Origin of the sequence: Leeuwenhoekiella palythoae (assembly GCF_020310025.1) — a bacterium.
GTDB lineage: Bacteria > Bacteroidota > Bacteroidia > Flavobacteriales > Flavobacteriaceae > Leeuwenhoekiella > Leeuwenhoekiella palythoae.
This window is the reverse complement of the sequence record NZ_CP084318.1, coordinates 2,294,127-2,306,761: the sequence shown is the minus strand read 5'-3', so window position 1 is coordinate 2,306,761 and position 12,635 is coordinate 2,294,127. Positions and strand designations below refer to the sequence as shown.

Below are 12,635 nucleotides of genomic sequence, written 5' to 3'. Positions count from 1 at the left end.
GAATATGAAAAAGAACATTTTATATATAGCAATAGCCGTTATCATAGGTTTGGGCGCTGGCTGGCTAATTTTTGGAAATAGCTCAGACAATGCAGCAAATAAGGATACGTCTGATATGTCCGACCACGACCACTCTGGCGAGAGCGCAGAACAGATGTGGACGTGCTCTATGCACCCACAGATAATGCAATCCGAAGCTGGCGATTGTCCTATATGTGGGATGGACTTAATCCCTGCAGAAGCTGGTGCAGAAGGTCTCGCTGCAAACGAGATAAAAATGACTGAAAACGCAATGGCGTTGGCAAATATTCAAACCACTATCGTGGGCAATGCAGAAGCCAGCGATGATGATGGGATGATATCCCTTTCTGGAAAAATAGCTGCTAATGAAGAAAACAATACTGTGCAAGCCAGCTATTTCAAAGGAAGAATAGAAAGACTCAACGTCAACTATGAAGGTCAACAAGTAAATCGTGGTCAGCTGCTCGCAACCATTTACGCACCAGACCTTGTAGCGGCACAACAGGAATTGATTACCGCAGCATCGTTGAAAGAATCGCAACCCGCTTTATACAAAGCCGTTCGCAATAAACTCAAAAACTGGAAACTTTCAGATACACAAATCAATGCTATTGAAGAAAGTGGAACGGTACGAGAGAATTTCCCGATTTATGCAACGGTTTCCGGAACGGTTTCAGAAGTAATGGCAGCACAAGGCGATTATGTAAATCAAGGACAGCCTATTGTGAAGTTGAGCAACCTCAATTCGGTTTGGGCAGAATTTGATGCCTATGAAAATCAAATAGCGCAATTCAACATTGGGCAAAAAATCAATATCACGACCAATGCTTATCCCAATAAGGAATTTGAAGGCACTATCTCATTCATCGACCCTATTCTAAATAATGCTACACGAACGATAACGGTACGTGCAACTCTGCAAAATAAGAATGACCTGTTTAAGCCAGGAATGTTTGTGACGGGTAAAGTCAAAGGCGCAACACAAACTATGGAAAACACCCTTACCGTGCCTGCAAGTGCTGTGTTATGGACGGGCGAGCGCTCATTGGTATATGTGAAAACCAATCCTAACGAGCCTGTATTTGAAATGCACGAAGTAACCTTGGGCAATCGCTCTGGCGAAACTTACCAAGTATCGGCCGGATTAAATAATGGCGATGAAATTGTTACCAATGGAACATTTACAGTAGATGCAGCGGCACAGTTACAGGGTAAAAAATCAATGATGAATCAGCAAATGATGCAGGATGAATCGGCTATGATGGGTGATATGGAAATGAGTTTCAGTAATGCGTTTAGTTCTGATTTCGACAAAGCATTACCATCATATCTCAAAATGAAAGATGCCCTTGTAGCAAGCGATGCAAGTCAAGTTTCCGCTTTCGCGAAAGCGACATCAGAAAAATTAAAAGCAATATCGACTGATGATTTAGGTACGATGGAAAAACAACATTTAACCAAAAGTATTGAGATGCTGGATGCCATTGCAAACAATGACATTCTGGAAAACCAGCGCGCTCACTTCGTCATTCTAAACGAGAATATCGTGCCTATTGCAATGAGCATAGAAAACTCGACAAATTATTACATTCAGAAATGCCCTATGGCAAATAACAATAAAGGTGCGGTATGGTTAAGTATGGAAGAAGAAATAAGAAATCCATACTATGGCGATGCAATGTTGACTTGCGGAAGTGTGATTGATTCGTTGTAAAAATCATTTGCAACACAGTTGCACCAAAATATTTTTATCTTTGCATTGTGAAAGTTGTAGCAATCATTTTATCGTTTTATTTCTTGGCACTCAATGTAGTGCCTTGTAGCGATGCGGCAAATAGAGCTGATGATACCCAAGTAGTTACAGTAATCGATATTGATGGCGACCATGACCAAGACTGTGAGTTATGCTCGCCTTTTTGCCAATGCCATTGTTGTCACGTTCACACGATAAATTTTGGGCTTGTTGCATTTCAACCGCTACAGCCTGCTATTCCTCAAGAATTCTTTGCCCATTTCGATGACCTTGGCAAAGATATTCCCCATTCCATTTTACAGCCACCACAGGCATAATTCAGTTTTTTTAAAGGATAATTATATCCTTTTTTGACCAAATCCTGGTTCTCATACTAGATCCTTGGTCCTATTGATAGATTTTGTTAGGCACAAAATTATTATCAAGAATTTTAACTGAATTAAATTTTTATTTATATGATTAATAAGATAATCGCATTTTCCATTAATAATAAATTTATTATTGGACTACTTACCTTAGCGCTGATAGGGACGGGTATTTGGTCCATGATGACCGTCAACCTGGGATCGGTGCCAGATATTACTAACAATCAGGTTCAGGTGATCACCCAGTCGCCAAATCTTGCCACAGAAGATATTGAACAATTTGTAACCTATCCCGTAGAACTATCTATGGGTAATTTACCAGGCGTTACAGAAATAAGATCTATCTCACGCTTTGGCCTTTCCGTAGTTACTATCGTTTTTGAAGACGATATGGGAACCTATCTTCCTCGACAGCTGGTACAGGAAAAACTAAACGAACTGGGCGAATCTATCCCTGAAAAATTTGGAAGTCCATCTATGGGTCCCATCTCTACTGGTTTAGGTCAAATCTATGAATACACTATAAAGCCAGAGGAGGGTTTTGAAAACAAGTATTCGCCTATGGAACTGCGCACCGTGCAAGATTGGGTTATCAAACGACAACTCACATTACTGGAAGGCGTGGTAGAGGTCAACTCTTATGGAGGCAGTATTAAACAGTACGAGGTCACTGTCAACCCAGATAAGTTGAATAGTTTGGGTATTAGTATTTCACAAGTGTATGAGGCTCTCGCTCGGAACAATGTGAATACAGGCGGTGCTTACATAGAAAAAAATAAAATGTCAAATTTCATAAGAGGTGAAGGTCTTATTCGCTCTTTGGAAGACATTAAAGATATTTCGATTATTAACGAGGGCAACATTCCCGTAACTATTGGAGATGTTGCAACACGCGTCCATTTTGGGAATCAGGTACGTTATGGTGCTTTTACGCAAGACGGTAAGGAAGCCGTGGGAGGAATAATAATGATGCTAAAAGGTTCAAACCCTAATGCGGTTATTCAAAATGTTAAGAATCGTATGGCAGAAATTGAAAAATCCCTGCCAGAAGGTCTCACTATCGCCCCTATCATTGATCGTAGTGAGCTAATTGCCAGAACGACCGATACCGTTAAAACCAATTTACTGGAAGGCGCCCTAATCGTGATATTTGCCCTTGTTTTATTGTTGGGTAGTTTAAGAGGTGGCATCATAACGGCCACGACCATACCGTTGTCCTTGCTTTTTGCCTTTATATTAATGAAGCAATTTAATGTATGGGCAAACTTAATGAGCTTGGGAGCTATAGACTTTGGGATTATTATAGATGGTGCCGTGATTATTATAGAAGGAACGGTGTATGAGATCCAAAAACGGATTATGTCTGGAAAGCTAAAATTCAATCAAGGCGTAATGGATAAAGTAGCCTATGATGCCGGAACCACGATGATGGGTTCCGCATTTTTTGGACAGATTATAATTCTTATTGTATTCACGCCTATACTTTTTCTTACGGGGGTAGAAGGTAAAATGTTTAAGCCGATGGCGTACACTTTCGGTTTTGCCATGATAGGTGCTATTTTCTTATGCCTTACCTATGTCCCTATGATGTCTGCCCTATTTATGAAACCCATTCAGAATAAAAAGAACTGGTTTGGAAGGTTTGAACGCTGGCTGGAAAGGATAAGTGATAAGATAATTGGTGGAATACAAAGGGTATATATGCCTTTACTGAAAGGGGCATTAAAACTGAAGCTCATTGTTGTAGGTGCTGCTGCTGTTCTACTTGTATTAGCCGGTTTCCTTTTTTCCAGAATGGGAGGAGAATTTGTGCCTCAACTGGATGAAGGGGATATTGCAATGCAGGCTTTAATCAGACCAGGAAGTTCATTAACAGAGTCTATTGAAGTTTCCAAAAAAATAGAAAATATCCTTCTAGAAAATTTTCCTGAAATTAAAACAGCAACAGCAAGAATTGGAGTAGCGGACATCCCAACAGATCCAATGCCGATGGATATAGCAGATATGTACCTGATTCTTGAAAAAGATAAGGATAATTGGACAACCGCTGAAACTAAAGAAGGACTTATAGCGCAAATCAAGGAAAAACTCAATAAAGAACTTACTGGGGTAAACCTTGTGTTTACGCAACCTGTAGAATTAAGGTTCAACGAATTATTAGAGGGGGTTAGAGAAGATATTGCGGTTAAACTATATGGAGAGGACCTGGGGGTGTTGTCGGAAAAGGTACAGGAAATGGCCAGTATTATCCAAACCGTGCCTGGTGCAGGAGACGTAAACGCGGAGCGAACATCAGGCCTCCCACAAATGACCGTTAAATTTAACCGTGATAAAATTGCGCAATATGGACTGGATATCCAAAAAGCCAATGATTACATAAGTACAGCTTTTGCAGGAGGAACAGCCGGAGTCATTTTTGAAGGAGAAAAACGATTTGATCTGGTAGTAAGATTTGATGAAGATCATAGAAAGAATATTGATGATTTGCGTGGTATGTATATCGATCTTCCAGACGGAACTCAGGTGCCTATAAAAGAAATAGCAGATATTGAGTATGTTCCGGGGCCTATGCAAATTTCAAGAGATGATACCTACAGAAGAACCTATGTGGGTGTAAACGCCCGGGGAAGGGATGTAGAGTCTGTGGTGAACGACATTCAGCAAAAATTAGATGAGGAATTAGAATTGCCACCAGGTTATTATATTACTTATGGAGGGGAGTTCGAAAACCTTCAGAGTGCCAAAGACCGATTAGTGATTGTGGTACCGATAGCCTTATTCCTGATTTTCGTGCTTCTATATTTTGCCTTAAAATCTTTTTCCCAATCTATCATGATCTATATGGCGATACCATTGGCTGCTATCGGAGGTGTTTTTGCCCTTTGGTTAAGAGGTATGCCATTTAGCATTTCCGCAGGTGTAGGCTTCATTGTTCTGTTTGGTGTTGCAGTTTTAAACGGACTGGTACTAATAAATAGATTCAATTCTTTAAAAGAAGAAGGAGTAACCAGTCTAAGAGATAGAATTTTTACAGGAACCAAAGAACGAATACGACCTATTATGTTAACAGCAACAACAGATATTTTCGGTTTTTTACCAATGGCATTTTCCACATCTGCCGGTGCAGAAGTTCAACAACCACTTGCTACAGTTGTTATAGGTGGTATGCTTACGGCTACCTTGCTTACGCTGGTGGTTCTTCCTGTCCTTTATACATTTGTAGAGAAGAGACGGGAGAAAAAGGAACAGAACAAGCTTGGTTCTTCCAATTCACGATCTTTAGCTACGATTTTGATAATTGGCTTTGTTTTAGGCGGAACCTTTTCTGTAAATGCACAATCTGATGCAATGTCATCTGAATATTCACAACAGGATTCTTTACAAACTATTAGTTTGCAAGAGGCTAAAGAAATGGCAATCCAAAACTTTCCGCAATTAAAAGCTGCTCAACTTGAAATTGAAAGTGAGGAAGTATTGCGTAAAACCGCCTATGATTTTGGAAATACCCAAATCTTTACAGGAAAAGAAGAAGTAGGAAATGGCTCTGATGGGGTCTATACTCAAATTGGCGTCCAACAGCAAGGCATTGATATTTTTGGAATTGCCCCCCGGTTAAAATTGCAGAAAGAAAGGGTTGCCCTTGCTGAAAATGCCTTAGAGCTATCTACTATTGAAATTGAACGTGAAGTAAGCAGGGCCTGGACATCTGTTTATACAACTAAAAAGGCGTATCAGGTATATAGAAAAATGGATTCAATTTTTGAAGATATTGAAAGGGCTGCAAGAATCCGGTATGAAACAGAAGCTACCTCTAAACTGGAATATCTTGCTACCTCCAACCAGGCGAACGAGGTTAAAATACAGCTGGAACAGTCATACCGAAATTACCTGAAATCAATACAGCGTTTAAACCTATGGTTTGTTAGTGATACGATTTATGATGTACCAGATTTGCCTGTTGAAACTTTAGACAAACCTTTAAACTTTCTGGTAGAGTCGCTTGAAAATCATCCGTTGCTACAGGTTTCGGAACAAAGGATAGATGTTGCCAAAGCGGTTACCAGAGAACGAAAATCTGAATTTTTGCCCAAATTTCAGGGTCAGTACGGTAGGCAGGAAATAGCCGGGCAATCGGGTTTCTTCCAATATCAAATAGGAATTCAAATTCCGCTGTTTTTTGGGCCGGAATTAGGCCGTACACAGGAAGCACAAGTAAATAGACAGATTGCAGAGCAAAACTTTTATCAGGATAAAATCGAACTGGAAACCGCCTATAAAAATATGCGTGAAGACTACATCAAATGGAGAAACTCATGGAATTATTATAGGGATGAAGCACTTCCGCTGGCCAAAGAGCAACAAGATGGATCAGTGCTGGCCTTTAAGGAAGGCGCTATCGATTATGTGACATTTCTCCAAAATATAAGAGATGCCATTAGAATCGAGGTAAATGCCTGGAGTGCTTTTAACGATTATCTCGACAGCCGTTACCAACTGGAATATTACCTTAAGAATTCAAATTAAAAATTAAAATAAGAAAATCGATATGAATACAAGATCAATAAATATTCTAATGCTTGCCTTAACGCTCAGCATATTCTTTGGATGTAAAGAAAATCCTGCGGCAGGGGAAGATGCTTCCAGTGAAACTGCAACTACTAATACCGAAGAAGGTGAAAATCACGGTGAGGAAGGAGATGAAGAAGAAGGAGGGATGCGTTCGGTACATCTTTCAGAAATGAAATTCAATAGTCTGGGGATTAAAGTAGATACCTTGCCTAAAAAAGCTTTGTCCGGTATTGTGGAAGCCAATGGCCAGTTAGAAGTGCCGCCTCAATACGAAGCTACAGTTACGGCCGTCTTAGGCGGTAATATAACTTCTATAAAGGTTATTGAGGGGGATAAGGTAAATAAAGGTCAGGTGTTGGCTTATCTTTCTCACCCAAATTTAACCAGAATGCAGTCTGATTATATTAATGCATATAGTAGGATGCAATTTTTGGAAAAGGAATTTGAAAGACAGAAACGTTTATATGAAGCAGAGGTAGGATCTGGAAAATCTTTTCAACAAACCCAATCAGATTACCAGTCTGTACAAGGTGAAGTGCGGGGGTATGAATCACAGTTACGGCAGTTAAACCTAAATGCTTCCCAGGTTAGAGACGGTGAATTATATGAATATATTCCGGTAGTAAGCCCAATTGGAGGTTATATTGAAAAAGTACTGGTACAGGTAGGACAATATGTAGACCCTCAGACCAGTATGTTTATGGTAGTTGATAATGAACATGTGCATGCCGATCTAATGGTTTTTGAAAAAGATATTTATAAGGTGAAAGAAGGCCAAAAGATTGCGTTTACACTGGAATCGGTTCCAGGCAGTAATTTAACCGGGGAAATTTATTCAGTGGGGAAACAATTTGAACAAAACCCCAAAGCGGTACATGTGCATGCAGAAATCGATAATAAAGAAGATTTTCTAATTCCGGGGATGTATATAAACGGAAAAATCAGGACCGGTGAAGAAGCTGTTCCTGCCTTACCGGAAGAAGCAATAATTGAAGAAGAAGGAAATCCCTACATCTTTACGGCCCAAAAACACCAGGAAGATGGTGAAACCGAATGGGAATTGAAACCAGTGCAGGTTAGAACGGGAATAAATGAAGATGGTTGGGTTGAAATTAAACTGCTGGAGCCTCTGCCTGAAGGTACGTTGGTTGCCTATAATAATGCCTATTATCTGGTTTCTGAAATGCAGAAAAGCCAGACTTCCCATGGTCATTAAATTAAAAAAATTAGATGGATGGACTCTCTGTTAAATGTTTGTCTTAATTAAAATTCCAGAGGGTTCATCCTTAATACTAAAATTAATATTACAGCAATGAAAGAAATAAAAGCATTTATAAAACCGAAACGAGTTCAAAAAGTGATAGAATCCCTTAGTGAAAGTGGATTCAAAAGTATGACGCTTTCCCAGGGGGAAGGTACCGGGGCTTTTAAAGCAAAAGGCGCATCACCTTCTTTAGATTTCCGTGTAACAGACAGTCCGGTTGTAAAGTTAGAACTGGTATGTCAAAACGAAGAAGCACAATCAGCAATAGATATTATCCTTGAGAATGCAAAAACAACTGAACCCGGTGACGGAATAATTTATCTTTCCGATATTGAAGATGCCTTCCAGATAAAAACCGGGGAATCCATAAAGCGTTACGACCCCTAAATACTTTTATAGCAAATGGAAAAAATAGTAAAAAAGTTGGAAAGCAAAGGCATCCGCCCTACGGCAATGCGCTTGATGACCTATAGACGGCTGGCACAACTGAATGTGGCCGTTAGCTTAGGCGACCTTGGAAAGGATTTCGAAAGCTCGGAAAGGAGTACGCTTTTCCGTACTATGAAGACATTTGAAGAAAAAGGAATCGTGCATCAAATTGAGGATGGCACCGGCATCATTAAATATGCCCTGTGCGAAGACAATTGTGAATGTGAGGTGGGAAACGACCTTCACTTACATTTTCATTGCAATAGTTGCGGGGAAACCGTGTGCCTTACAGAGCACAAAATCCCTCAGATAAACCTGCCCGAAGGCTATGTGGCAGAGGATATCAATCTGGTAGTAAAGGGAATATGTGAGAAATGTAGTGGCGTTTAATTTTATGAGATGACCAAAGCCGAAGAAACACTTAGAAACAACGGGATTAGACCTACCAAAATGAGATTATTTATTTATAAATATCTCAAAAGAAAGTTTTATGCTGTAACATTAAGGGAAATAGAAACGGCTTTCGTTAAAAAAAGTAAACATACACGAGATAGAACAACAATTTATCGGAGTATAAAATTATTTCAAAAGAAAGGGATTATACATCAAATTGATGACGGTACGGCTACCGCAAAATATGCATATTCTGATAAGAATTCGCTGGATCTACACTTACACCTTCACTGTATGAATTGCAGCAAAACCTTCTGTTTGCCCAATAAAGTTCCACAGGAAAATTTACCTGACAAATACGAAATAACCGAAGTAAATTTAGTTTTGAAGGGGGCATGTGTAAAATGCCAAAAAGCAAAGAAGCTAAAATATAACATAGACCAATCTGCTCATAAAAACTTAAAACAATGATACGAATCAAAAATGTCGAAAAAAGCAATTTGATATCCGCTTCAATAAGCGGTAAGATTACTAAAGAGGATATAGAGAAAATCCATCCTTTGATACATAATATTGTCAAAAATGGAAATAAGGTGAATTTCTTTTTTGAACTAGTTAACTTTAAGGGCTACGATCTCAAAGGCTTATGGGAAGATTTAAAAGTTGATACCGCCCATATTTCAGATTATGGAAAGATGGCCTTTGTGGGTGAAAAAGAATGGCAGGAATGGGCTGCTAAAGCCACTGATTTTTTTACAAGCTCGGAAGTTAAATATTTCGACTTTACCGAAAAGGAAGAAGCTAAAAGATGGATATTAAACCAATAGGGATATGAAAAAGCTACAACTAAAAATTCCGGTATTGCTACCTCAGGTGCCAAATGAAAAAGACACTTGTGTGCAAAGGCTCATTGCTGAATTAGAGGCCAAAGAGGGTCTTGAAAAAGTACATATAGTAGATGATCAGGAAGATACGGTGCCGCAACTGTGCTTTCATTATGATCCGGACATTATCTCTATTGACCGAATTCAATCTTTGGCGGAAAATGCCGGGGCAGAAATTACAGAAAAATATGGTCATCTTCTTTTAGAGGTTGAGGGGATTAGACATACAAGGCACGCTCGTTCCATCGAGAAAAGCCTTTTGGCAATCAATGGAGTTTTGGAAGTTTCCGTTTCAGGCTCTGGAATGGTACGACTTGAATTTGATAAAAAGCAAACGAATTTTGATGAAATAAGTAAACAAATTGAAAAAGAATACCTTCAGATTCAGCGGAGTTCTTCAAACGAAAATGATTACACCAAAGCATCCAAAAAACAGGAGCGTTCAAAGAAGGAAGATACTAAAGAACAAACTTCCACAGAGGGGCACGAGCACAAAGAGGGCGAGACCCACGAGGAAGGAGAAGGGCACGCCCACGGTGGGATTTTCGGTAAAAATACGGAGCTTATTTTTTCTATTATCTGCGGCGCCCTTCTCGGGATAGGTTTCGGACTTTCCTATGTTGCATCCATCCCAGATTGGGTCAGTCTTACTTTATACATAGGTGCTTACTTTTTTGGGGGTTACTTTACGGCAAAAGAGGCCATACAGACCGTTGCCAAAGGTGGTTTTGAAATCGATTTTTTAATGTTGGTGGCCGCCATAGGTGCCGCTGTTCTGGGAGAATGGGCCGAAGGTGCACTCTTGCTGTTCCTGTTCAGCCTTGGCCACGCCCTGGAACACTATGCAATGAACAAGGCCCGAAAGTCCATAGCGGCCCTTGCCGATCTCGCACCAAAAACAGCTTTGCTCAAAAAAGATGGCAAAACCGAAGAGGTGGGTATCGAAAAATTGGGTATAGGCGATATTATCGTGGTCAAGCCGAACAGTAAAATATCTGCCGATGGCGTTGTGGTCAACGGAAAAAGCAGTGTCAACCAAGCTCCGATTACCGGGGAAAGTGTACCGGTAGATAAAGTTCCCGTAGAAGATGTTGACAAGGATTATTCGGCGCAAGATGATATCAAGGATGAAAACCGCGTTTTTGCCGGAACGATCAATGGGAACAATACTTTGGAAATTAAAGTGATCAAAGCAGCCAAAGATTCAACGCTTTCCCGATTGGTGAAACTGGTTAACGAGGCCCAGACCCAAAAATCACCTACCCAGTTGCTCACCGATAAATTTGAAAAATATTTTGTGCCGTCCGTCCTTATTTTGGTCGGGATTCTTTTGTTCGCTTTTTTAGTTATTGACGAACCCTTTAGCGCGAGCTTTTACCGGGCAATGGCGGTACTGGTAGCTGCAAGTCCCTGTGCGTTGGCAATCTCGACCCCAAGTGCTGTATTGAGTGGAGTGGCCAGAGCTGCCCGTGGCGGGGTATTAATTAAAGGAGGGCGCCCTCTGGAGGACCTGGGGGTTATTACCGCCCTCGCCTTTGATAAAACCGGAACTCTAACGGAAGGAAAGCCAAAACTTACCCAAGTGGTGCCACTTGGAAATATATCTGAAAACGAACTTCTCAAAATAGCAGTAGCTGTGGAAAGTTTGAGTGATCACCCCCTGGCCAAAGCTGTAGTTCGTGATGGAAAAGAGCGTCTGGAAGGCGAGGAAATCCCAAATGCCTCTAATTTGGAGGCAGTTCTGGGTAAAGGGATTAAAGCATCGTTTGGCAATGATAAAATCTATATAGGTAACCTCGACCTGTACGAAGGGCTTGATGAGAGTACACCTTCCGAAAAAATAGCTACGAAAGTGCGTGGTCTTGAAGGTGGTGGAAATACAACAATGCTTATACGAAAAAATGAAGAATATATAGGCATCATTGCATTAATGGATACCCCTCGTGAAGCCGCCAAGGGAACCCTCAAAAAATTAAAAGAAATCGGCATTAAACGAATGATCATGCTTACCGGAGATAACCAGAAGGTAGCAGACGCTGTAGCAGAAGAAATAGGATTGACCGATGCCTGGGGGAGCCTATTGCCGGAAGAAAAAGTGGATGCTATAAAAGAATTAAAAGAAAAGGAATCCAAGGTGGCAATGGTGGGCGATGGCGTTAATGATGCCCCTGCCATGGCAAACAGCACTGTAGGCATAGCTATGGGTGCTGCGGGAAGTGATGTAGCCTTGGAAACGGCGGATATTGCGCTAATGGCCGATAAGTTGGAAACCCTGCCCTTTGCCATAGGCTTAAGCAGGAAGGCAAAGGCGATTATCAGGCAAAACCTTTGGGTTAGCCTTGGTATTGTGGCCCTGCTTATACCTTCAACCATATTCGGCTTGGCAAATATTGGAGTGGCTGTAGTAATCCATGAAGGTTCGACGCTTCTGGTGGTTTTTAATGCGTTAAGGCTTTTGGCTTATAAAAAAGATTAGATCCGGACTTAGACTGTTTTTCGAAAGAATATAAAATGACAAAAACGGAAAAAAAATTATCGTCAAAAGGGATACGTCCCACTGAAATGAGGTTGAAAATTCACAAATACCTCAATAGGAAGACCTATGCAGTAAGTTTAAACGAAATGCAAAAAGTCTTTATCGCTAAAAGCGAAAAAAACAAAACGGCAAACAGAACTACCTTTTATCGAAACCTAAAAACTTTTGAAGATAAAGGGCTAATTCATCAGATTAATGATGGGACAGGAGTGGCAAAATTTGCAATTTCCGATAAAAAGGCCAAAGGTAAATACGGTACAGATTTACATATGCATTTTCATTGTACCGTTTGCGGAAAAACTATTTGCTTGCCGGATAGAATATCGAAACAAAACTTGCCGGACGATTATGAAATAAACGATTTGAACCTGGTATTAAAAGGGGTATGTAAAAATTGTAGTAAAAAATAATAGGTGGGAGT

Annotated in this window: 10 protein-coding genes; all 10 read left to right on the top strand. The window is 40.3% G+C overall.

Annotated features, from left to right (window positions below; translation table 11 throughout):
• Positions 1 to 4: 4 nt before the first annotated feature.
• Positions 5 to 1,735, top strand: coding sequence for an efflux RND transporter periplasmic adaptor subunit (locus LDL79_RS09875; protein WP_225597580.1), 1,731 nt, complete (start codon positions 5 to 7; stop codon positions 1,733 to 1,735).
• A gap of 47 nt (positions 1,736 to 1,782) precedes the next feature.
• Complete coding sequence (locus LDL79_RS09870; protein WP_225597579.1) at positions 1,783 to 2,091, top strand: DUF6660 family protein; 309 nt, start codon at positions 1,783 to 1,785, stop codon at positions 2,089 to 2,091.
• Between the two features lie 138 nt (positions 2,092 to 2,229).
• Positions 2,230 to 6,663: a CusA/CzcA family heavy metal efflux RND transporter gene (locus tag LDL79_RS09865; protein WP_225597578.1), complete on the top strand. Its 4,434-nt coding sequence runs from the start codon at positions 2,230 to 2,232 to the stop codon at positions 6,661 to 6,663.
• A gap of 22 nt (positions 6,664 to 6,685) precedes the next feature.
• Complete coding sequence (locus tag LDL79_RS09860) at positions 6,686 to 7,924, top strand: efflux RND transporter periplasmic adaptor subunit (protein ID WP_225597577.1); 1,239 nt, start codon at positions 6,686 to 6,688, stop codon at positions 7,922 to 7,924.
• Positions 7,925 to 8,020: 96 nt separating this feature from the next.
• Entirely contained in the window at positions 8,021 to 8,359 is a 339-nt protein-coding gene (locus tag LDL79_RS09855) for a P-II family nitrogen regulator (protein WP_008613762.1), read from the top strand.
• A gap of 15 nt (positions 8,360 to 8,374) precedes the next feature.
• Complete coding sequence (locus LDL79_RS09850; protein WP_027885450.1) at positions 8,375 to 8,791, top strand: Fur family transcriptional regulator; 417 nt, start codon at positions 8,375 to 8,377, stop codon at positions 8,789 to 8,791.
• 9 nt (positions 8,792 to 8,800) lie between these two features.
• Positions 8,801 to 9,265, top strand: coding sequence for a Fur family transcriptional regulator (locus tag LDL79_RS09845; RefSeq protein WP_051191359.1), 465 nt, complete (start codon positions 8,801 to 8,803; stop codon positions 9,263 to 9,265).
• The gene (locus tag LDL79_RS09840) at positions 9,262 to 9,621 is read left to right on the top strand and encodes a SpoIIAA family protein (protein ID WP_027885449.1); all 360 of its coding nucleotides are present in this window, start codon (positions 9,262 to 9,264) and stop codon (positions 9,619 to 9,621) included. Before LDL79_RS09845 ends, LDL79_RS09840 begins: the two co-directional genes overlap by 4 nt.
• Before the next feature lie 4 nt (positions 9,622 to 9,625).
• On the top strand, positions 9,626 to 12,154 hold the full coding sequence (locus LDL79_RS09835; RefSeq protein ID WP_093026604.1) for a heavy metal translocating P-type ATPase: 2,529 nt from the start codon (positions 9,626 to 9,628) through the stop codon (positions 12,152 to 12,154).
• 35 nt (positions 12,155 to 12,189) lie between these two features.
• Positions 12,190 to 12,624: a Fur family transcriptional regulator gene (locus LDL79_RS09830; protein ID WP_008613740.1), complete on the top strand. Its 435-nt coding sequence runs from the start codon at positions 12,190 to 12,192 to the stop codon at positions 12,622 to 12,624.
• The last annotated feature ends 11 nt before the right edge of the window (positions 12,625 to 12,635 follow it).